The following is a 23,182-nucleotide window of genomic DNA, read 5'->3' on the forward strand; positions in this document are numbered from 1 at the left end:
TTACTGCAATTTTTTTTGTTTTTAACCACAAGAAAAATTTGATTAAAACTATATGAATTATAAACTATTATGAAATTTTTAGATAAAAAATATACAAAAGAATGCCTCACTTTGGCTCTTCCTGTGATGTTGACGCAGGTAGGGCAAGTCTCGGTGAATCTGTTCGACAATATTATTGTCGGAAAATTATTAGGAGCCGACGCATTAGCTTCGGTATCTCTAGGAAATGCGGTATTTTTCTCAATGTTTGTATTGGCGTTGGGATTTTCTTTTGCGATTCCGCCATTGGTTTCGGAGGCGCAGTCTAAAGGAGATCACAAAACAATTAATTCCGTTTTCAGTCACGGATTTGTTATCAATATGACTGTAGGAATCATTTTGATGGGTGTCCTGCTTTTGGGACTTCCTCTACTCTATCATTCAGGTCAGCCGGCAAAGATTGTTCCTGATACGGTTGATTTCTTAGGAATTATGGCAATAAGTATCGTTCCTTTCATGGCTTTTCAGACATTGAGAGAGGTTTCCGAAGGATTATCTTATACGATTGGAGTTACCAAAGCGACCATCATCGCGAATGTCATTAACATTGTTTTGAATTATGTTTTCATTAAAGGACTTTGGATCTTCCCTGAAATGGGTGTAAAAGGTTCCGCATTAGCGAGTTTAATTGCCAGAATTTTCATGGTGGTTTTCTTGTACTATGTGCTTTTAAAAGAGAAGAAAACAAGACAATACATTAAAGATTTTTCGTTAAAAATTCAAGTTTTCACGAAAGCGATGTTTGAAAAAATGGTAAGATTGGGTTTCCCAACAGCTTTACAAATGTTCTTTGAAGTAACGGCTTTTGCAGGAGCAGCTTTTATTTGCGGATTGATTTCTGCTCATGACATCGCTTCTCATCAGATTGCGTTGAGTATGGCTTCCTTTACCTTTAATTTATGTATCGGATTCAGTGTTGCTTCAACCGTGATGATCGGTAAAAAACTAGGTGAACAAAATTTTGTTGAACTAAGAAAAGTCGGCATCAATAACCTGAAAATTGCCTTTATTTTCATGTGTATTTGTGGAGTCATTTTCATCATTGGTAAAGATATACTTCCAACTTTCTTCACTAAAAAAGAAGAAGTTGAAGTGATTCAGTTAGCTTCAAAATTAATGATTATTGCTGCTTTATTCCAGCTTTCGGACGGAGTTCAGGTAACGGCATTAGGAATGTTGAGAGGTTTGCAGGATGTTAAAATCCCATCTATTTATACGTTTATTGCGTATTGGGTGATTACCATTCCTCTAGGTTATTTCCTTTGTGTAACGATGGAAATGGGAGCTTTCGGAATGTGGATCGCCTTAGGATTAGGATTAACGATTTCTGCCGTGATGCTCGTCAAACGATTTTTAAATATGTCTGCGAAAAGAGTGAAGCAGAATGCATAATTAAATAATAAATTGCTAAAAAAGCTACGCAAGGTCTAAGACTTTCCGTAGCTTTTTTTATTTTTGTCCACTTATTACAATTAATAAAAAATGAAAAAATTGATATTCCTGCTGGCTTTATATGCAGGTTCATTGTACCAATCACAAACCAACCGATTTATTTATGAGCTTCAGTCCAGAAAAGAGACTTCCGAAGAGTATAGAAAAACCTTCATGAATCTTGATATCAGCCCCAAATCAGTGAAATTTTATGATACTAAATTTGCTGAGTATGATTCTATAAACAAAGCAAGAAACCAAGAAATTTCTCATTATAGTACAAAAACAGATCAGGTTATCGAAAGGGCTCCCAATTCTTTTCAAAATAAATGGTACCGTGATTTTTTTGAATATTTCGTTGTAAAAACCAACGATGAAATGAAGTGGAAAGTTCTTCAGGAAACTCAAGAATATAATGGTTACAAATTGCAGAAAGCAACAACCGATTTTGGTGGAAGAACATGGGATGCATGGTTTTCCAATGAAGTTAATATCAAAGAAGGTCCTTATAAATTCCGAGGACTTCCCGGGCTTATTTTTATTCTGGAAGACGCTGATAAAAATTTCACCTATAAGCTGGTTAGTAACAAAAAGCTAGATATTAATTATGACACTCATCAATTTGTAGAGACTCACTATGGCAAACCAGCGATTCCTATTTCCAATAAAAAATTTAATACCTACGTTGAAGATATTTATGAGAATCCAACAAGAATGCTTTCAGAAGGTATAAAAAACGGACAGAAAGCTACATTTAAAAATGAAAGTATAGAATCTATTGAAGAACTCAATAAAAAAAGAGGAATGCTTCAAAATGGGATAAAAAACCGTTACATCTATATTGAAAAGGATAAAGAACCTATATTTAAAAGCAATTAATTAAAAAATCTGCGTAAAGTCTTGTACATCACGCAGATTTTTTATTATTTCAAATTCTTAAAGGCTTTATTTAAACTCCTCACTTTAATTACAAAATAAGCGATCATATCTTCTTTTGAGACTTTTATCTATTTTCATTTTAACTTGAGAAGCTGAAAATTACATTAATTATTCTTCGCTATTATTTTCTTTTATTTCCTTTAAAGCCTTACTTAAGCTCCTTACCGTAATTCCCAAATAAGTTGCCATATCTTCTTTTGAGATTTCCATCTCTTTTGATTTTAAATCAAGAAGTTGAGACAAGGTGTGTTCTGTGGTACGAAGTTGCTGATATGACGCTCTGCTTGAAGTATTAACGATACGTTCTGCAAAAACATCGAGCAGTAAATTATTCAAAGTCAAATCACTTTTAATTAATGCTTGAAAATAAGGTATTGACATCGAATAAACACTTACTTCTGTCATTGCCTCAATACTACAAAGGCAAGAAACATTTTTAATAACTTCGATTTCACCTATAATTTCACCTTTTCCTAAAAACTCTACGATGTATTCTTTGTCGTTTTCTTCAACAAAATAACATTTCGTAATTCCGCTTTTAATGAGCATTATTTTAGTTGAAATTTCGTTTTGTATTAATATTCTATCTCCTTTCTCAAAAGATTTCAGGGTAATATCTTCTTTATTTTCCTGCTTATTATAAAGTTCTTCTAGATAATCTAAAAATAGTGGATTCGTACGTAACATATTCTTGTTTGGGATAATTGTTCTCTTCTTTTTTAATTTTTATACTGAATTTTGTCGGCCGAAAAATACAAAAATTAACGTGAATAGAATATGAACAATGAGATAACAACAATCGTTTTTTTGAATTGAAGAAGATTGATGAGATTGTTTGGCTGTTAACTAATTTTGAGAGGAAGGGCAAAACCCTAGCCCCGATTGCAGCTTTGTTTGAGCTCATTTTTTGGGTTTCGGTGGCGGCTTTGCCGCCGCCGAAACCCAAAAAATAGCGAGTGCGGAAAGCGGGAAATAGCTTCTGAAAATAAGTAATAAGTAATTGGCAATAAGTAATCTTGGAGATTGCTTCGTCGCAATGAACTAACCAATCCTCTTCCCCAAAATCACCAAACTCCTTTCTACACCATCCAAAACAGCTACATCAGGAAAAGTGCCCCAATCTTCAAATCCGAAATGTCTGAAAAGTTTCAAACTCGGTTCATTATGTAAAAAGATAAAGCCTAACAATGTTTTTACTCCAAATTTCCCTGCATTATCAATACAATATTGAAGAACTTTCTTGCCGAAGCCTTTTCCGCGGCAGCTTTCATCCATATAAATACTGATTTCAACCGTTCCGTTGTAAGCCGGTCTTCCATAAAATGATGAAAAACTTACCCAACCGAGCGTATTGTTTTGATGATCTTCAATCATCCAAAGAGGTCGGGTTTCAGGATTATGTTCATTAAACCATTGTTGCCTGCTTTCTACAGAAACATTTTCCGTATCGGCAGTTACCATTCTTGACGGGATGGTTGAGTTATAGATTTCTACTATTCTTGGCAGGTCTTCAGGGTTTGCATTCCTGAATTTTAATTCTTCCATTTTTAATGACTTATTTTTTTAACTTTTGATATAAATTATCTATTTCAACATTGCCTTTCCAGCCAGTAGATTCTTTCATTGAAATGATAATCATTTCTTCAAATTCTTCTAATGAGTTAGTAGCTCCTTTTACAATTGCATTTTCCCATGGACTTTTTTCTTTTGGAATCATATATTCAATATAAAATGTACCTCTGAATCCATTTATAGCGACAAACCAATCAGATGTATAATCATCTTCTTCAAATAAAAGTAATGTTGCATGTGATGTTAAGCCAAAGATTGTCGTTTCTTTAAATATTCTATTAAACAATTCTAAAACTTTCAACATCGATGTTCCAATATCTTCAAATTTATCTTCTGATTTAGAGATAAATTCTGTGTAAAACTCTTCCAAAGTTTGACTTTTTTGCGCAGAGCAACGAATTATAGGCATTAATAAATAGTATTAAAAATAATGTTTAAAAGTAATAAAAAACTCGCTCTAAAAAGAACGAGTTTTATAATCAATTGTTATTTTTTCAAACATTTCTCAAGAAACTGATCCTGTTCCCAAAGAAGGTGAAGTATATTTTCTTTTGCCTGATAGCCGTGAGCTTCTTTTGGAAGAAGAACCATTTTTACAGGCGCTCCAAGGTTTTTCAATGCCTGGAAATACCTTTCCGTCTGCAAAGTGAAAGTTCCCGGATTATTATCTGCATCACCATGAATCAGAAGTAATGGAGTTTTCATTTTATCAGCATTCATAAACGGTGACATTGCGTTATAAATTTCCGGAATGTCCCAATAATTTCTTTGTTCGCTCTGGAAACCGAAAGGCGTTAGCGTTCTGTTGTATGCTCCACTTCTTGCAATTCCACAAGCGTAATCTTTAGAATGCGTTAAAAGATTCGCTGTCATAAAAGCACCATAAGAGTGACCTCCAACCGCAACTTTCGTTCTGTCGATATAACCCAACTGATCCACAGCGTCAATGGCTGCTTTACCATTGGCAACTAATTGAGTGATAAATGTATCGTTCGGCTCCGTTTTTCCTTCTCCGATGATAGGGAAAGCGGCGTCATCCAACACCGCGTATCCTTTGGTTGTCCAATACACGAAAGATCCGTAGTATGGAAACGTAAAGTCGTTTGGATTTTGGGTATTTTGTCCGGCCGTATTTTTATCTTTATATTCTGTTGGATACGCCCAAATCAGTAAAGGAAGTTTTTCTTTTTTCGCTTTTCTGTCGTAGTTGGCAGGAAGATAAAGTGTTCCTGTTAAGGTAACTCCATCGTTTCTTTTGTATGTGATTACTTCTTTATAAACATCTTTGATGCTTTCAAATGGATTGGCGAAATTGGTTACTGTTTCAGTTTTATTAGACTTAATATTTTTCTTAAAATAATTAGGATACTGACTTGCAGATTGCTGAATGGTCAACACCTCTCCTTTTGACGGATTCAGAATATCAATAATTTCCTCTTTTGCATTCTTTATATTTGAGGTGTAAAGTCTTTTCTTTTTAAGGGTTTTCATATCCATTTCATCGATGAATGGATGTTGACCATCTTTCGTGAATCCGTCTCCGATAAGATAAGATTTTCCACCTTTCATATCAACAACTGTTCTTCCGAATTGATTTTTTGTAGTGTTGAAATTTCCGGGATCGCTGTAAACATCCTGATAATTTCTATCGTCAATTACTTTAGACTCGTTATTATTTAAATCAACCAAATAAGATTTTGTGTTTCTCGTATCGTACCAACCTTCATAAACGATGGCAAAATGATCGTTTGTCCAACTCGTTCCCTCATATCTTTGTTTTGTTTTAAAGAATGATTTTGGAGCAGCTCTGAATGGTGCTTCCCAAGTGAAAATTTCATCTCTGTAATCAACTGTTTTTGCCTGATCTCCGCCATCCAATGCTTCAGAATAGACCAATGTTGCAGGCATGTCACTTCTCCAGCCCATATCTCTTTTTCCTGTTCGTACAGAAGAAAAACCTTTTGGCATTATTTCGTTTAGCGGAACTTCGTTCACAACTTTTACAACATTTCCATTGATATCATAAACCGTTGTAGTTGTTGGAAATCTATTCAAAGGAACAATGTAGGAAAATGGCTTTTTGATGGTTGTTGCCATCATATAATTTCCATCCGGTGAAAAGCTTAATCCTGAATATAGGTCCTGTTCTTTTACTTTCTTCAAGCTTCCATTTAAGTCAACGTTGTAAATATCAGAAGCTGTAAGGACTTCAAAGTTCTTTTCATCCTGTGGATTTTTAAGAAGATCCTGATACGTTCTGTTTTGAGAAACTTTTCCGTCTGATGTAGAAACGATCGGCCCTGTTGGAAGATCTTTGCTTGAATCTATTAAAGTACCTCTGTTTTGAGGAAGTGTTTTAATTAAAATATTCTGAGAATCTTTATACCAAACATACGGACTTCCTAAATTAGCATTCAGATTATCAGCAGTTATTTTCTTTGCAGTAGCTGTTTCCAGATCTATTATCCAAAGTTCTACTCCTTTAGCTGTTGTGTTGGTAAAAGCCAGTTTTTTTTCGTCTGGCGAGAAAGATGTATAAGTAATTTTAGGGTTTGATGGTAAATTTTTAACCTGAACTTCATTTTTATCATTTAGTTTTCTAACCTTCAAATTGTTTGAATACGTCGCTGTACTTGAAATATTGGTTACAGGATTAATTCTAAGTCCTCCCAATTTCATTTCCTGCTGACTAAGATCCTCCAAAGTTTTGTAGGTTGGACGATAAGTGAAAACAATCCAATCTTTTTTGCTGTTCATTAAAACACTTGGAGGTCTTTCGTAGTCTGCAAGTTTAAGAATTTCTGCAGATGGCTTTTGATAAGTAATACTTTCCTGAGCTTCGTAAAAATTAAGAAACGCAAGAAGACAGACAGTTAGCTTTATCTTCATAATATATTTCATTTTTCACGAATTTAACGAATTTTAAATACATAAATAAGCCTTGTTTAAAAGCAGATCCAAATAGTGAAGTTCCAAAATAGACTTGTATCCCATCAAATCGATCCTGCAATCCTTAGTATTAAGGGAAAAAGAGCAAGAAATAAATTTCCTGCTCTTTTAGGTATATATGATAATAATTGATTAATTAGAAAAATAAGTCACGTTAACTGAACTTACTAATGTTCTATCATAATTTATTGATTCTACATCTAATGAGTTTACCGAGGGGTCAATATATCTTGTCATAAATATTACTTTCTCACCTGCGTTCATATATAATAATCCGTTAACAGCCATTGGTATAGGAAGTGATGCTGCTGCATCATACGTATTTTGTGATAAAAATGCAACGGTAGCATTACTAACGGATGTAGGTTTTGGCCCTGTATAAGGTTTTGAAACACCTATTCTAACATTTCCATTAATAGGACCTTTAACAACCAAATTCACCTGGAAATTAAAATATCCGGCTTTATTAGCTATAAATTCTTTGGTATTAGAGTCATAGGTACAAACTGCACTTTGCAAACGAATCCTGTCATACATTACTTGTCTTATTTGATTTCCTCCTGAAATATCTGCTCCTAAATAGGTTGTATCATTTCCTGTTTTATTGAATCCTAAAACAGAAGCTACCGTAGGTATACTCAGATTAGCAAGAGCATCCTGATCAAGCATTAGCACCCATGCATTCTTTGAAGTAAGAAACTTATATACATTGTCTTTTACAACATTTGTAGGAACAAGCCCTGCATTTACAGTATTATAAACTAGTAATCCATTTGCAGGATTGGGAATTGTTGTAAGATCATTAACACTAGTAAGGGCAACTTGTGGAAGTAATAATCCTTTTTTTGCATTTGTTGGAAGACTATTAACGTTTATGTCTAAAATGGATGATGGGTTAGGAGTACTTGTGCCGATTCCCACTTGCGCGTTGATTGATCCGAAAATTAATCCGGATACTACTAATAAAATATTTTTCATTGTGTGTGTATTTTCAGCAAATATATGCAAAAAAAACATTTTAGATTTTAATTTAAATCAATATAATTAATCATTTTTAGTAAATTTAACAATTTAAAACAAATAACATTGCATTAATGATAAATATAATTCAAATTCAATTGTAATTAAAATTTAAAACAAAAAACACAAATAATTAATAATTTTTTTAATGAAAATAAAAATTTGAATGAGTCATTTTAACAACATTGGACAAAAATAAAAATAGATATAATTACAAATTATATCTATTAGTTTAAATTATTCCTAATTTTAAAAAAAATATTAAAAATTTAAAAAAAGTTTATTTTTAACTAAATTTTACCAATCAGAGGCTCTTCTTCGTTTTTCAATCATGTGATCTACAGAGAATTTTCCGGCTCCGTAAGCCATCAAAAGAAGATAAACTGATAAATAAATCAGGCTCAATTCTTTCTTTTCAAAAGGATCAGCCCCATGAACAACAAAGCCTGCAATGATCATTGTAAAGATTAAAAATCCCAATGAAATCCTTGTAAAAAGTCCCAATATAAGAAGAATTGAACATGCAAATTCTGCTATAACAGTTAGTACCAAAGATATTATGGAACCTAATCCCAGAAAATCAAAGAAGTTAATATTTCCACCTTCAAGCAACATCTGAAGTTTTGGAAAACCGTGAGAAAGCATGGCAAACCCTATAAATACTCTTACGATTAACAGGATAATATCTACATAAATCGGGTTAGACTTTGAGCTTAAATAGTTCATTCAATGAAAATTTAAAGATAAAGTTAATAAAAAATCTCCTTAATACAACGATGAATATTGGCTTTTTAGTCTATCTGTATCCGAAATTTTTTAAATCTCTATCATTTTTTCTCCAATCTTTTTTCACTTTAACGAATAAATTCAAGTGTATTTTTTTTGAAAAAAACTTCTCAAGATCTAATCTTGCTTCTGTTCCTACTTTTTTAATTGCTTCTCCTTTATGTCCAATAATAATCCCTTTTTGAGTATCTCTTTCAACGTAAATGACTGAATCAATGAAAATAATTCCTTCTTGTTCCTTGAACTGCTCCGTAACAACTTCCACAGAATATGGAATTTCTTTTTCATAATTCAAAAGAATTTTCTCACGAATAGCTTCGTTTACGAAAAATCTTTCAGGTTTATCAGTATATTGATCTTTATCGTAATAAGCCGGACTTTCAGGAAGCATCGACTTCAACTTAGGAAGAATAATATCCGTGTTGAATGCATTTAGCGCAGAAATAGGAAGAATTTCAGCTTTAGGAATTCTTTCATGCCACTCTTCTACGTGTTTTTCCAAACCTGCCTGATCGGTCTGGTCTACTTTATTCAATAAAAGTAAAACCGGAACAGGGATTTTATTTAATTTTTCAATCAAAAATGCTGATGGTTCAGATTTATCTGTTACATCTACAATGAAAAGGAAAACATCGGCATCCTGTAAAGAATCCTTTACAAAATCCATCATTTTCTCCTGAAGACCATATTTAGGATCTAAAACTCCAGGCGTATCCGAAAATACGATCTGTAGGTCTTCTTCATTATAAATTCCAAAAATTCTGTGACGTGTTGTCTGTGCTTTTTGAGTTACAATTGCCAGTTTCTCGCCCATTAATTCATTTAATAAGGTAGATTTTCCGGCATTTGGTTTCCCAACTATATTTACAAATCCTGCTTTGTGCATAAAAATAATATTACAAAATGCAAAGTTACTAAAACAAAACTGGTCTTTACGGCTAATGTTAAAAGATTTAAAATAAAAAAGCCTCCCCAATTTAAGGAAAGACTTTCTCTGGAAATAGAATTGAACTAAATGATATGAATTTTCATAAATTCTAAACTGCCACGAGCCAATTCCTCAGCATCGTGTGGGGATTTCTGCCATAAAGAAACCATCTGCTGCATTCCCGGAATAGAAGAAGAAAAATTCTCCAACACCAAATTCCCTTCAAAATTGATTTCTTTTAATGCTTTAAAAAGTTCGTTCCAATTTACAGTACCTTCACCAAGCATTCCGCGGTGAGATTCTGTCATGTGAACGTGTTTTAGCTTGTTTCCTGCAAGAATAATCGGATCATAAAAATTATTCTCCTCAATATTCATGTGGAAGGTATCCAAATGAAGAAATAAATTATCTTTTCCTGTTTTTGAGATCAGATCTAAAACATTTTTTGCTGTATTACAAACATAAGTTTCGTAACGGTTGATGGGTTCAATTGCGATGTTTACCCCTTTTTCTTTGGCATAATCTGCAACTTTACTCCAAACTTCAACAATAGTTTCAGCTTCATTTTCAGTTAATGGATTCCCCGAAAATGCTCCGATTCCGCCATGAAGAACGCCTCCTAAAAAATTAGTTTCTAATTCTGAAGTCTTGTCTACAGCCTGCTTTATTAAACTTTCTGCAACTTCAGGATGAAAAGCAATATGAGCTTCTTTTGGAAGATTTAATGAACAGACAACATCCAGATTGTTATCTTTAAGCTGCTTCTTTACTTCTTTAGTATTGAATTCCATTGACGGAGGAAGCAAAATTTCAATTAAATCAAAACCTGCTTTTGCCGTTTTTTCTATTGCATATTTTCCGGCTTCAGGATTCCAGTTTGGGGTGATCCATGAAAGAAGTGAAGCTCCAAATTTTACATTCATTATAATTATTGATTTTTTAATTATTCATTTAAAATACCCACCACTCTGTTCTTACGCCAAAGTAAGTTCCGAATCTTTTCGCTCCCGATTGTTGTAAAAATGGTGAATAAAGACTGTTCATTGCCTGATCGTTGTATCTTGATAATTCCGCAATCAATCTGATATGTGGCCTTGCCCAAACGCTTCTTTCAGCTGTAGGAACCAATGTTGGAGCCAGAACCAATTTTGTCATTGATGCAGGATCCTGAGTTCCGTCTTTTCTTGTTGCAAAATGCAATTCAGAAACAATATGGAACCAATTATTGAAATAATAAGTTGCTCTTAAACCTGTATTAAATTCAGATTTTTTATTGAAAATTTCACGATTATAATAATCCATTGCTTTATTATCACTGTTTGCTCCACCCTTACTTTGAGTGTAAACAGCATAAGCATTTACAGACCATCTGTCAGAAAGATTTAGCAAAATATGTTCAACCGCAGTTAAAGAGTAAGCGCCTTTATAAGTCTTTGTAACTTCATCCGGAGCTCCGTAAGTTCGCCATGTCTGGGTATTTCCGCCATCTCCCCCGTTGGCAATTCCGCCACCGTATCTTAAGGAAATTTGATTAAAAGATCCCGGAAGTTTAGTTTTTAAATCTGTATTTAATTTTGCTCCCAAAACCCAGCCTTTATCTGATGGATAGTTTTCCTTAGAGTTTTTACCTGATTTATCTACATTATGAAATTCCGCAAGAAGTTTCAGTTTATGATCTCCATTTTTAAACGGAATCGTGTGTTCCAAAACAAATACTTCTCTTTGTCTGTAAATCAAACTTTTTGTACCGCTGATCACATTCGTATAAGAATATGGTGTAGAATTGCTTGCTGCCGTATCTATCGCTGCCGGAAAAAACATAGAGAAGCTTGTATTTTTATGTTTCACACCCCAGCCTGTCGCTGAGTGATCATCAAAATAAAAATAATCTGCAATATGTACATCATTAAATCTCAGCCATCTGGATCCTGCCCAAACATCCCAATCACTTCCCATAATATTTCTTGCTTCAACGAAAGCTTCCGGTAAAGCAACGATCATTCCCTGATTAGACTTGGAATCTACGTTTCCTAAAAATGTTCCGCCAGAATAGAAACTTAATCTCGCCTGCATATCAATTTTAGTACTTTTTGTACTGTCGCCTCCTGCAACGGGAGTGAAATGAAAAGCCGGTAGGAAATCTACATAGTCCCCTTGATCCATTCTTCCTCCTAAAGAACCTTGATTATTAAGGTTTAATTGCCTACCTGTGCGCCCATCTGCGTTCGGGGAATATGCTGCTCCGATCCTACCCGTTGTTCCAAAAGAGAACTTTTTATTGGTAATAATGATCTGTGCATTTGAAATTTGACTAGCAATTAGTAAAAGCCAAAAACTATATTTAAAAACATTTGTGTTCATATTCTACTTCAAAGTTTTTGGTTTGTAGAATTTTAAAGCAAAAACAATAATAATCACATAACAGATAATTGGCAATAAATAAGCATGTGCAACGTCTGTTTCAGCAATTTTACCCATAATTGGCGGGAAAACTGCTCCTCCGAACATCGCCATTACCAAGAAAGAAGATGCCTGCTGAACTTTGTTACCCAATCTTTTAAGACCAAGACTGAAAATCGTTGGATACATTACGCTTAAGAATAAATTCAACATAATTAAACTAATGAATGAAACCCATCCGAAACTTTGAGAAATAATAAGACAAAGCACAATGTTACAAGCTGTAAAGATGGCTAAAAGCTTATTAGGCGCAATATATTTCATTAAGAATGTTCCAACAAAACGTCCGATCATCATCATTGCCATACTTAAAGAGAAATAATATGAAGCCTGAGTCTCCTGAAGATGCATTTTTTCAACTCCGTAATTAATAAAGAATGCCCATGTTCCACCCTGCGCTGCAATATTGAAAAACTGAGCAACAACAGCAAAAATAAAGTGTCTTTGCTTCCAAAGCGGTGCATTTGGATCGCTGTCGTGGTGGTGATCTTCGCCAGTTGCATGTTCCAATATTTCAATTTCTTCAGCATGAGGATCTTTTAAACTTGGAACTTTAATGAAAAAGAAAATAATGGTAATAACCAAAATCACAATCCCGATCCAACCATAAAGACTTTTCACAGAATCCAAAGAATTATCTTCCTGACCTGCTCCAAAGATGAAAAAACCACCCAACAATGGTCCGATAATCGCTCCTAATCCGTTGAATGACTGAGCGAAGTTCACTCTTTGATCACTCGTTCTCTCATCTCCTAACGCCGCAACGAAAGGGTGAGCAACAGTTTCTAAAGTCGCCATCCCCATTGCAAGGATAAATAATGCTACTCTAAAGAAGTCAAAAGACATATTGTTCGCAGCAGGAATAAAAAGGAAACATCCGCCTGCGAACAGCGACAATCCCAAAATAACGCCTAATTTATACCCAAATTTCTTCATGAAAAGTCCCGCAGGAATTCCCATCAAAGCATACGCTCCAAAGATTGAAAGCTGTACCAATCCTGATTTTGATTTGGAAATACTAAGCACATTTTGGAAATGCTTATTCAATACATCTCCCATCGTCAGGGCAATAGCCCAGAAAAAAAACAGGGAGATCACGAAAGAGAATACAACAAGGTACTTCTTTTCAGTAAATTTAGCTGAATTCATAAGTGTGTTTTTTAAAGTGTTAAAAGTTTATTGATAAATTCTAATTTTTAAATTTTTGAAATTCTTCATACTCATAATCCGGGCAAGCACCTGATTTTGAAGTAATAAAAGCACCCAAAGAAATAGCTTCCGTCATGATTTCTTCCGGACTTTTCCCCTGAATTCTTTTAGAAATAAATCCTGAAAGAAAGGCATCACCACTTCCTACCGTATCTGCAATTTTAATAGGAACAGCACCGAATCCATAATTCCTATCTCCAACAAAATATCTGGCACCTTTACTTCCTTTTGTAAGTACAATTTCTTTGATATTAAAGTGATTTTGAATGAATGTTACAGTTTCATCTTCGCTGATGTATTCTTCGCTTAAGAATTCCATGATCTGTCTCATTTCAGCTTTGTTCATTTTTACGATATCGGCTTTGTGTAAAAGCTCTTTAATCAAATCAATATCAATGAATGGCGGTCTGAAATTAACATCGAAAATTTTAAGTTTTGCGAATTCTATAAGCTTTAGAAGTGTTTCTTTAGACTTTGGATTTCTTGCAGAAAGGCTTCCGAAAACAAAAGCTTCAGCATTGGATATCAATTCTTTATGTTCAGGTAAAAAATCAATATAATCCCAAGCGACATGATTTACAATGTCGTACGTTGCTTCATTATGTTCATCAATTTTTGCAATTACGGTGCTTGTAGGGTTTTCATTATCAACCTGGATGTATTCTGTCGTCAGTCCCCATCCTTTGATCTGGTCTGTCAATTTTTTTCCAAGCTCATCGTTTCCGATTCTGCTTAGCATTTTAACATCAGTTCCCATTTTGTGCACATTGTATGCAGCATTGAAGGGAGCTCCTCCCGCTCTGGTACCTTCAGGGAATATATCCCAAAGAACTTCACCAAAACAAACTACATAAGGATTTTCTTTTATCATAAGGTTAAACGTTTAAGTTATTTATTAAATTTTTTATTTCACTGATTTTTTATTAATCAATTTTGCAGGAAAGGTTATTTTTCTACCGTCGACTGTATAATTATCAATCTGAGCATCAAGAACTTTCACAGCTTCTCTCGCCATTTCTATCAAAGGTTGCTGTACAAAACTAATCTCTGTTGGAAAAAGGCTGTACGCTTCTGTCTGATCAAAAGCAATTACTGATACATCTTGCGGAACTTTAATATTTTTCTGATTTAAATAGCTCAATCCTGCAATTCCAAGCTTATTACTTGAAAAATATAAAGCTGTTTTCTTTGAAAGATCTAAACTTTCATCAAGACCTTTATAAATTTCTTCTGTGATATTATTAATTCCAATTAATACTTTTTTATACTGAATATCTGCTGTAGAAATACGTTTGTCAAATCCTTCCTGTCTGTCTAACAAATGTGGAAGTTTCGTATCATAGCCAATATAAATGATTTCCTCAAAATTTTTCTCAACTAAAAACTCGCAAATACTTTCCGAAATCTCAGAATTGTTGATCATGATTCCAGGAATATTTACATTTTTAAGATAACGATCAATGGTTACAATTGGATATTCTTCTTTTAACAGTTTTAAAACCGCTTCATCAGAATCTACAACCGGTGCCAGAATCATCCCGTCTACTTGTTGTTCAGAGAAAAGCTCTGTTAATTTTCTGAATTTTTCAGGATTTTCATCAGAACTTCCGATAAGCAATGTATAACCAAATTTCATGGCTTCATCTTCAATATTTCTGGCAATACTCGAATAAAAATCATTCGAAATATCTGCCAAAATAAGCCCTATCAGCTTACTTTTACTCATTTTAAGACTTTTTGCAATCTTGTTGGGAGTATAATTAATCGTTTCAGCTACTTCAAGAATTTTTACTTTTGTAGCTTCGCTTATTCTGCTTCCTTCTTTTTTATTCAAAACATAGGAAACGGTTGCAACAGAAACTCCTGCAATTCTCGCTATGTCTTTAATGGAAGCTCTCTTCATATTATTTTATTAGTTTACGTTGCAAAAGTATCTTATAAAATATAAACAAAACAATAGCTGTATTTTTTTGGTCATTTGGAAAATTATTGTATTTTCGCGCCTTTTAAAATTTTAGAATCAAATAAAATACAAAACATTAATTATCAGCTATTTGAATAAAAATATAATTAATATTAATTTAATGTTAACCAAAAATGAAATCTTCTGATGTTAATTTAGTTATACTTTTGGTTAAACGTTTAGCTTATTAAATTTTAATATATTTTGAAAATAATTTAAAACTTGATAAAAATATCCTTTTATTTAACCTTTTAAAACCAATATTTTTGAAATATTACAATTCATTTTTATGAATATAGATGAAATCCTTGACAATATTTATCCTCTGCAGGAAAGCTCTAAATTAAGTTTAAAGAAATATATAACTGAGGTTTCACACCCCAAAAATTTCTGCTTAATGGAAGCCGAAAAAATAGTTCCTTATATTTATTTTATAAAGAAAGGAATTGTCCGCGCTTATGCTTCTACAGCCGAAAATGATATTAGTTTCTGGTTTGGAAATGAAGGTCAAACAGTGATTTCAATGAGGAGTTATGTTGAAGATAAGCCCGGTTATGAAAATATAGAATTACTGGAAGATTGCGAATTATATAAACTAGAGACAGATAGTTTAAGAAAATTATTTAACGAAGATATTCATATTGCTAATTGGGGACGAAAGTTTGCCGAACGAGAATTGATAAAGACCGAAGAATTAATTATTTCAAGACAGTTTAAAACAGCTCTGGAACGTTATAAAGATTTAATGCGTGATAAATCTGATCTTTTGAAAAGAGTCCAGCTAGGTCATATAGCTTCTTATTTAGGAATTACGCAGGTGAGTTTGAGTAGGATTCGGGCGGAGATTAAGTGAGAGGATGTGAGCGTTTTAGAGTTTGGGGGATTTAGTGTCTTAGTGTGAGTTTTTTTTAGCTTTACTTTTATTTTTTAACATTTGTAAAATTTTAACTGCTAAGAAATACAGAACTTTGCAGCAGAAAAATTTTAAAAAATGAATTGGATCATCTTAATCATCGCAGGATTATTTGAAGTTGCTTTCGCATCTTGCCTAGGAAAAATGAAGGAAACTACCGGAACGATAATGTATCTTTGGTTTACAGGTTTCTTAGTTTCTTTAACAGTGAGCATGCTTTTACTAATGAAAGCAACCCAAACCTTACCGATTGGAACAGCTTATGCAGTATGGACAGGAATTGGAGCCGTAGGAACCGTATTAATGGGGATTTTATTTTTTAAAGATCCGGTAAGCTTTTGGAGAATATTTTTCATTGTGACTTTGGTTGGTTCTGTGATTGGGTTGAAAGCAGTTTCTCATTAATTTTAAACACAAATAACGCTAATTCTTTGCACAAATTTTCACAAATTGATTTTACTTAAAATTTCGTGTATTTTTCAGCTATAAAAAACAAAAACGTCCCTAAAGTAGAGACGTTTTTTTATTTCTTGTAAACTACAGGTAAGATTTCATTTTGTCTTAACCCGTATTTTTTGATTTCTTCTTCTGTAAACTCTTGAGAATAGAAATTAGGTTCTGTTTCAAAACCTGCTTTTCTCAAGCGGTCAAAATAATCCATTCCGTACCAACGGACGTGGTCGTATTGCCCGAAATGTTTTTGACGTTCTTTTGGATCTTTAATGGTGAAATCTTCATAGGTTTTCTCCAATGAATTTCTCATCGGAACCTGAAAAATCCCCCACCCGCCAGGTTTCATGACTCTGTATAATTCACTGATTGCTTTTGCATCGTCTTCAATATGTTCTAAAACATGATTACAAAAGACAATATCAAAACTTTCATCAGGGAAAGGAAGATCCAGAATATCAGCTTTTACATCTACAATCGGAGAAAATAAATCAGCCGAAATGTAATCCAGATTTCTCATTCTCTTGAATTTCCTTAAAAATTCCTGCTCGGGAGCAATGTGTAAAACTTTAGCATTTTTAATAAAAAAATCAGTTTCATTTTGAAGGTACAGCCACATCTGGCGGTGTCTTTCTAAGCTTAAAGTTCCTGGAGACAAAGCATTTTCCCTCTGATTTCCATATCCGTAAGGAAGAAACTTTCGGTAAGATCTTCCGTCGATAGGATCAAAGAAATTTTCTCCTTTAAAAAACTGATAAATAATAGGTCTCGCCCAGATACTCATCTTAATAAGCATTGGACGCGGAATTTTATTTAATAAAAATTTCGTTACTTTTTTCATTAAAAATCCATTTGGAAAGGCTCCTCTTCATTACTTACGATTCCTAAAGCCTCGTAAACATATTTAAATGTAGAAAGTAAGACCGGTTTCCCGTTGATCACCGCTACATCATGTTCGAAATGTGCAGAAGGCAAGTTATCTAAAGTAGTCACTGTCCAGCCATCATTATGGAATTTCACTTTCTCTGTTCCAAGGTTTATCATTGGCTCGATAGCGATTGCTAAACCATCTTTAATCACTTTTCCGCTTCCCTGTTTTCCGTAGTTTGGAACCTGAGGATCTTCGTGCATTTTTCTGCCTAAACCATGACCTACAAGCTCTTTTACCACTCCATACCCTTCTTTTTCACAGTGAGCTTGGATTGCGTGAGAAATATCACCAATCCTTTTTCCTCTTACACATTGCGCGATCCCTTTGTATAAAGATTCTTTAGCAACTTTCAACAGTTTTTTAACTTCAGGTTTTACTTCTCCGATCTCGAAAGTATAGGCATGATCTCCAACGAAACCGTTTAAGACAGCTCCACAATCTACAGAAAGTACGTCACCTTCCTTCACAATATCATTGTTTGGAAAACCGTGTACCACCTGATCGTTTGGAGAAATACATAAAGAGTTCGGGAAACCTCCATATCCTAAAAATGCAGGTTCAGCACCATGATCTTTAATAAAATCATGCGCTAATTTATCTAAATATAAAGTAGTAATCCCAGGTTTGATTTCTTTCGCCAACATTCCTAATGTTCTGGAAACCAACTGAGCACTTTCTTTCATAAGACGAAGCTCGTCTATTGTTTTTAATTGAATCATTTTTTTGTTTAGATATTAGAAATTAGATGTTAGAAACTAGATAAAAAATTATGCATTTTTTCATAACATCTAATATTTTCTGATTAAAATTTAAAATTAAAAGCTGATTTAAAAACTAATTTCTAACATCTAACTTCTAGTTTCTTATAAAAATCTACCAGAAAAGTCCTTTTTTCTTTTCTTTTTTAAGTTTAGAATAGGCTAAAACTTCTTTTCCTTCTACACGAAATTCTATTCTTTCATTAATGATATTGTAGATTTCACCCCAACCTGGGAATCCTCCTAAATTTCTGTCATCAATAAACCAATCTGCATCCAGTTTTCTTGATTGTGTTTCAGAATCAAAAACTTCTCCTTCAAAACTTGAATTTACGGCATAGAATTCAATTCCGTTGCTTCTGCAGAATTCTACTGCTTCATCCAATTTTTTTCCGTGTCTGTATGTCCAAAGGATCAGTCTGAATCCTTGACCTTGTAATTTTTTTAATGTTTCGAATGCGAAAATCTTCGCTTTTCCAATTGCCGGATATGCATCATCAACGATTGTTCCGTCAAAATCCACAGCAATTTTTTTATTATTCATCATTTACCTTATGATTTAGAGTTGCAAAGATAAGAAATAATAAAGAGTGCCAAAAAACTTGACACTCTTACTTTATAATTTAATGATAATATGGAACTAACTTTTTACCCAGCTAAACTGAAACTGTAGATCCGGAGTAGAAACTCTGTCTGTGATTTTCTGTAATCTTCCCGGCAATTTCATTAGATATTCCTGAGCTTTTTCTGCTTTTTCAGTAAGACCTGTTACATGCTCAATCTTCCATTCATCCAATAAGTCTTTCATAATATTGATGTAATCCTGACCTGTATACACCATACATCTTTGCGCTGCATCTGAGAAATGTCCCCAAAGTTCACCCGCTTTTTGTCCTGACTGTCTCATCAAATGCGCAGGCATTACAATTTTCTTACGCATCATATCTTCAAATGCCAAGATCATTTCTGATGGATCTAATTCTAAAATTTTTGCAACGAAATGTTTGTAAGCTTTAGCGTGTCTCGCTTCATCAGCAGCAATTACACCACACATTTTAGCTAATTTTCCGTTTCCGGACTGCTTTGCCAATGTTCCTACTCTTCTGTGAGAAATATTGGTAGCCGTTTCCTGAAAACTTGTATATACGAAGTTTCTGTATGGGTCCATACTTGTACCGATATCGAAACCGTCACTGATTAAATATTGTGTTGTGATCTCGACTTGTCTCATGTTTACTCTTCCACACAGATAAAGATATTTGTTTAATAAATCTCCGTGTCTGTTTTCTTCACCGGTCCAAGATCTGATCCAGTTTGCCCAGCCAACTTTGTTTTCTTCCTGATTAATTCCCTCAACACCCATTAACCAAGATTCGTATGATGGAAGAGCTTCCTCCGTAATACAGTCTCCAATTAATGTTACGAAAAGATCGTAAGGCATTTCACGGGCGAAAGTCTGAATTTCTTCTAAATCATGCTTAAAATCATCACTTGACGGATCTGGAAGATAGTCTGAGGGTTGCCAAATTTTCTCAATTGGCGTCAAAAATTTTTCTAGAAAAGAACCTACTTCCTTTTCCAATATTCCCATTACTTCTTTCCTTACAAGACTGTGATACATTTTAACTATTTAGATTTTAATTTACAAAGATAGGATTTATTTATTATTTGGCGCATAATAACATATGTAACTCATAATATGTCTGACATAAATCATAAAAAATACCATTCTAAAGATAGAACGGTATTTTTTTAACATTATTATTGATTTTAGCTAACTAAAATATCTCCAGTCATAATTTCAGGGGTTTCTATTCCCATTACTTTAAGAATTGTTGGAGCAACATCTCCTAATTTTCCTGGTTTTAAACTCCAGGTATGATCTTTATCCATCACAATAAATGGAACCAAGTTTGTTGAATGCTGTGTATTTGGAGTTCCGTCCGGATTAATCATTACATCTGAATTTCCGTGATCTGCAAGGATGAAAACAGCATATCCATTTTCATAAGCTGTTGTTGCAACTTTTTCGATGCATTTATCAACTATTTCGGCAGCTTTTACAGCAGCTTCGAAAACTCCTGTGTGCCCAACCATATCTGTGTTGGCGAAATTTAAACAGATGAAATCAGCCGTTCCATTTTCTAATTCGGGAACGATAGCATTTGTGATATCGTAAGCAGACATTTCAGGTTTTAAATCATAAGTTGGAACATCTTTCGGGCTTGGACAAAGCAATCTTCTTTCGCCAACAAATTCCTCTTCTCTTCCTCCTGAAAAGAAAAACGTAACGTGAGGATATTTCTCTGTTTCCGCAATTCTGATCTGCGTTTTATTGTTTCTTTCTAAAACCTCTCCCATTGTATCCTGAAGAACATTTTCATCAAAAACTACATGTACATTTTGGTAGGTTTTATCGTAATTCGTCAGTGTAACGTAATATAAATTCAGCTTGCGCATAGAATAATCCGGATAATCCTGCTGAGAAAGCACTTCTGTAATCTCACGACCTCTGTCTGTACGGAAATTGAAACAAATAACCACATCATTATCTGTAATCTTAGCTACAGGAACAATGTTTCCGGTTTGCTTTTGATCGATCATGATGATCGGTTTTAAGAATTCATCCGTTACATTATTATTGTAAGATTCTTTAATTGAAGCTAAAGCATCGGTTGATTGCAAACCAATTCCCTCTACCATTGCATCGTAAGCCAATTTTACACGCTCCCATCTTTTATCTCTGTCCATCGCATAATAACGACCAATAACAGTTGCTAGTTTTCCGGTTGTATGAGTCATATGTTTTTGAAGCTCATCAATAAAGCCAAACCCTGAATGAGGATCACAGTCTCTACCGTCTGTAAAAGCATGAACAAAAACATTATCATGTAAGCCAAATTCCCCTGCAGCAGTTAAAAGACCTTTCAGGTGATTGATATGTGAATGTACTCCTCCATTAGAAACCAATCCGATAAAGTGTACTTTTTTATTTTCTCTTTTAGCATACTCAAATGCTTCCTGAATGGTTTTTTCTTGACCTAATGTTCCATTTTCAACGGCCATATTCAGTTTAACAAGGTTTTGGTATACTACTCTACCTGCTCCTAAATTCATGTGTCCAACTTCAGAATTTCCCATCTGACCGAAAGGAAGACCAACCGCCAAACCACTCGCCTCAAGCGTTGCGTGAGGAAATTTTGTATAACAACTATCTATAAATGGTGTATTTGCTTTGTCTAATGCTGAAACGTCTGGATTAAGACCCAATCCCCATCCGTCAAGGATCGCTAATATTGCTTTTTTTGACATTATTTTATAACTTTTGTACTACAAATTTATCTATTTTAGAATGAATTGAAGAATTTGAAAGACTTAAATTTTTATTAAAATTTTGTCTTTCCCCAACAGATATCAACATATTTAAACTACAAATTTTTCATACTGACTTTTAGTAAATCCTGTAAAGTTGTATTTCAAATATTTTGATCGGACATCAGTAAGTAAAAATACGTACTGAACAGAATAGGCATTTACACTCTATTTTTAACTGATCTTAATGCGTTCCTTTGAAATAGTAATAGAGAACAAAGAATCAACAATATTTACAAATGGACGAATCCGAAAAGCCTTACGAGTAGGAAAACTTAAAAAAACTAAATACCATGTTTACAAAACTAGAATTAATCAATTTAAAAACATCTTTCAACACTGCATATCCTGAATATTGCAGTCAATTAGATGCTTGTACGACTGAGACAGAGTTATTAGAAACGTATGAAAAAATTAAAGAAGATGCGTTTGCTAAGGCTAAACCATATTTAGCAGCAGGTGATGATCCTACCGGTTTTCCGGCACTGGCTCTTACTCCACAACAGTATAATAATCTGAAATCAGCAACAGGATCAAATATCAAAGTGTATGTTACAGCAATGCTTAATCAGGCTCAAATAATTCAGCCAAGTTTCAGTGTTGGTCAAACCGTTGCAACACTTATAGGAGGCGGTCTTACTGCAATAGGTACAATTGCCGGAGCAGCATTTGGTACCGGTATTATAGGCGGAATGGTTGCATCTGTTGCGGTTGCTGCAGGAGTAACAGCAGTTACCGTTGCTGGTCTTGTAACGCTGATAGCAGTTGCTATTGTTGCGGTAATTATCCCTATTCTTTATTTTATGCTTAAACCAGCGTGTTGTTTTGTATTAGTATTAAACGAAACAAATAATCAGCTGACATGGAAAGACGATTATAATGTTCATGGGAAGCCTATCGGACATACTCCGCATATTAGTGCTGCCATAGATATTCCTGAACCTATTCCTGGAGCTGGTAAATATGTTTATGCAGGTCTTGTACAAACGGATAAGAGAGATGCCGCTTTATTTGGAACTCAATATGGATTTACTTACACAGGAGACGTTGGCAAGTATAATGTTAATTTCGGGGCAGAATGTCCTTTAAGCAGTATTTATGTAGATAATAACTGCTATTGTGAAATAGGTTCCACATCAGAAAATTCAGCACGTCAAACAACTAAAAAGAATGCTTTGACCTATTCTGCAACAAGTACAACTCCAAAACTTGATACAAGCATCAAATGTAATTCTGCATCCGGATATGTAGCCTACTATATTGCAAGAGTTGAGGATGGTTCGTTAAGCTAAACCCAATTATAAGCTATATTCTTATCCATTGGAAAGAATCTCAGCCAACTTTATATATCAGCAGTACTTTCACGGTACTGCTTTTTTCATTATTACAATGTTTTTTATTCTTACCACAGATTTGCACAGATGTTTATGGTTAGTAATTAATTTATTTTTAATTTTGCTTT

General features: G+C 33.9%; 22 protein-coding genes. 5 read left to right on the forward strand and 17 right to left on the reverse strand.

Annotated features, from left to right (window positions below):
* The first annotated feature begins 69 nt into the window (after nt 1-69).
* Together A0O34_RS20230 and A0O34_RS20235 are read left to right on the forward strand one after the other, a co-directional pair.
* Complete coding sequence (locus A0O34_RS20230) at nt 70-1,431, forward strand: MATE family efflux transporter (RefSeq protein ID WP_066758735.1); 1,362 nt, start codon at nt 70-72, stop codon at nt 1,429-1,431.
* A 90-nt stretch (nt 1,432-1,521) separates the two neighbouring features.
* On the forward strand, nt 1,522-2,349 hold the full coding sequence (locus A0O34_RS20235) for a GLPGLI family protein (protein ID WP_066758737.1): 828 nt from the start codon (nt 1,522-1,524) through the stop codon (nt 2,347-2,349).
* Between the two features lie 168 nt (nt 2,350-2,517).
* Here the strand turns inward: A0O34_RS20235 and A0O34_RS20240 are convergent, their stop codons facing one another.
* From A0O34_RS20240 to A0O34_RS20295, 12 genes are all read right to left on the reverse strand, one after another.
* Nucleotides 2,518-3,096 (reverse strand): Crp/Fnr family transcriptional regulator, encoded by a 579-nt coding sequence (locus A0O34_RS20240; protein ID WP_066758739.1) that lies wholly within the window; start codon nt 3,094-3,096, stop codon nt 2,518-2,520.
* Nucleotides 3,097-3,450: 354 nt separating this feature from the next.
* Complete coding sequence (locus A0O34_RS20245) at nt 3,451-3,954, reverse strand: GNAT family N-acetyltransferase (RefSeq protein ID WP_066758741.1); 504 nt, start codon at nt 3,952-3,954, stop codon at nt 3,451-3,453.
* A 10-nt stretch (nt 3,955-3,964) separates the two neighbouring features.
* The gene (locus A0O34_RS20250; RefSeq protein WP_157886079.1) at nt 3,965-4,351 is read right to left on the reverse strand and encodes a hypothetical protein; all 387 of its coding nucleotides are present in this window, start codon (nt 4,349-4,351) and stop codon (nt 3,965-3,967) included.
* 116 nt (nt 4,352-4,467) lie between these two features.
* Entirely contained in the window at nt 4,468-6,870 is a 2,403-nt protein-coding gene (locus tag A0O34_RS20255; protein WP_066759885.1) for a S9 family peptidase, read from the reverse strand.
* 192 nt (nt 6,871-7,062) lie between these two features.
* On the reverse strand, nt 7,063-7,908 hold the full coding sequence (locus A0O34_RS20260; protein ID WP_066758745.1) for a hypothetical protein: 846 nt from the start codon (nt 7,906-7,908) through the stop codon (nt 7,063-7,065).
* 339 nt (nt 7,909-8,247) lie between these two features.
* Complete coding sequence (locus A0O34_RS20265; RefSeq protein WP_066758747.1) at nt 8,248-8,676, reverse strand: DoxX family protein; 429 nt, start codon at nt 8,674-8,676, stop codon at nt 8,248-8,250.
* A 70-nt stretch (nt 8,677-8,746) separates the two neighbouring features.
* Nucleotides 8,747-9,622, reverse strand: a complete 876-nt coding sequence (gene era, locus A0O34_RS20270) for a GTPase Era (RefSeq protein ID WP_066758749.1) — start codon at nt 9,620-9,622, stop codon at nt 8,747-8,749.
* A 125-nt stretch (nt 9,623-9,747) separates the two neighbouring features.
* Nucleotides 9,748-10,587 (reverse strand): sugar phosphate isomerase/epimerase family protein, encoded by an 840-nt coding sequence (locus A0O34_RS20275; protein ID WP_066758750.1) that lies wholly within the window; start codon nt 10,585-10,587, stop codon nt 9,748-9,750.
* A gap of 28 nt (nt 10,588-10,615) precedes the next feature.
* Nucleotides 10,616-12,025, reverse strand: coding sequence for a carbohydrate porin (locus A0O34_RS20280; RefSeq protein ID WP_066758751.1), 1,410 nt, complete (start codon nt 12,023-12,025; stop codon nt 10,616-10,618).
* 3 nt (nt 12,026-12,028) lie between these two features.
* The gene (locus tag A0O34_RS20285; RefSeq protein ID WP_066758752.1) at nt 12,029-13,273 is read right to left on the reverse strand and encodes a sugar MFS transporter; all 1,245 of its coding nucleotides are present in this window, start codon (nt 13,271-13,273) and stop codon (nt 12,029-12,031) included.
* Nucleotides 13,274-13,313: 40 nt separating this feature from the next.
* A complete protein-coding gene (locus tag A0O34_RS20290) occupies nt 13,314-14,204 on the reverse strand; it encodes a carbohydrate kinase family protein (RefSeq protein ID WP_082891213.1) in 891 nt (296 codons plus the stop codon).
* A 33-nt stretch (nt 14,205-14,237) separates the two neighbouring features.
* Nucleotides 14,238-15,236: a LacI family DNA-binding transcriptional regulator gene (locus tag A0O34_RS20295; RefSeq protein WP_066758754.1), complete on the reverse strand. Its 999-nt coding sequence runs from the start codon at nt 15,234-15,236 to the stop codon at nt 14,238-14,240.
* Nucleotides 15,237-15,585: 349 nt separating this feature from the next.
* Here A0O34_RS20295 and A0O34_RS20300 point away from each other — a divergent pair, with 349 nt between their 5' ends.
* Both A0O34_RS20300 and A0O34_RS20305 read left to right on the forward strand, forming a co-directional pair.
* Nucleotides 15,586-16,149 (forward strand): Crp/Fnr family transcriptional regulator, encoded by a 564-nt coding sequence (locus A0O34_RS20300; RefSeq protein ID WP_066758756.1) that lies wholly within the window; start codon nt 15,586-15,588, stop codon nt 16,147-16,149.
* Nucleotides 16,150-16,287: 138 nt separating this feature from the next.
* A complete protein-coding gene (locus A0O34_RS20305) occupies nt 16,288-16,614 on the forward strand; it encodes a DMT family transporter (RefSeq protein ID WP_066758758.1) in 327 nt (108 codons plus the stop codon).
* Nucleotides 16,615-16,732: 118 nt separating this feature from the next.
* Here the strand turns inward: A0O34_RS20305 and A0O34_RS20310 are convergent, their stop codons facing one another.
* The 5 genes from A0O34_RS20310 to gpmI all read right to left on the reverse strand — a co-directional run bounded on the left by A0O34_RS20310 (nt 16,733) and on the right by gpmI (nt 21,660).
* A complete protein-coding gene (locus A0O34_RS20310) occupies nt 16,733-17,500 on the reverse strand; it encodes a class I SAM-dependent methyltransferase (protein ID WP_066758767.1) in 768 nt (255 codons plus the stop codon).
* Nucleotides 17,500-18,309 carry a type I methionyl aminopeptidase gene (map, locus tag A0O34_RS20315; RefSeq protein ID WP_066758769.1) on the reverse strand — a complete coding sequence of 270 codons (810 nt, stop codon included), beginning with the start codon at nt 18,307-18,309 and terminating at the stop codon, nt 17,500-17,502. Before map ends, A0O34_RS20310 begins: the two co-directional genes overlap by 1 nt.
* 154 nt (nt 18,310-18,463) lie before the next feature.
* Complete coding sequence (locus tag A0O34_RS20320) at nt 18,464-18,895, reverse strand: BT0820 family HAD-type phosphatase (protein WP_066758771.1); 432 nt, start codon at nt 18,893-18,895, stop codon at nt 18,464-18,466.
* Between the two features lie 93 nt (nt 18,896-18,988).
* On the reverse strand, nt 18,989-19,969 hold the full coding sequence (locus A0O34_RS20325; RefSeq protein WP_066758774.1) for an acyl-ACP desaturase: 981 nt from the start codon (nt 19,967-19,969) through the stop codon (nt 18,989-18,991).
* 149 nt (nt 19,970-20,118) lie between these two features.
* A complete protein-coding gene (gene gpmI, locus A0O34_RS20330; RefSeq protein ID WP_066758776.1) occupies nt 20,119-21,660 on the reverse strand; it encodes a 2,3-bisphosphoglycerate-independent phosphoglycerate mutase in 1,542 nt (513 codons plus the stop codon).
* A 353-nt stretch (nt 21,661-22,013) separates the two neighbouring features.
* On the opposite strand from gpmI, the gene A0O34_RS20335 reads away from it, so the two are divergent.
* The gene (locus A0O34_RS20335) at nt 22,014-23,012 is read left to right on the forward strand and encodes a hypothetical protein (protein ID WP_066758778.1); all 999 of its coding nucleotides are present in this window, start codon (nt 22,014-22,016) and stop codon (nt 23,010-23,012) included.
* The last annotated feature ends 170 nt before the right edge of the window (nt 23,013-23,182 follow it).

The organism is Chryseobacterium glaciei (assembly GCF_001648155.1).
Lineage (GTDB): Bacteria > Bacteroidota > Bacteroidia > Flavobacteriales > Weeksellaceae > Chryseobacterium > Chryseobacterium glaciei.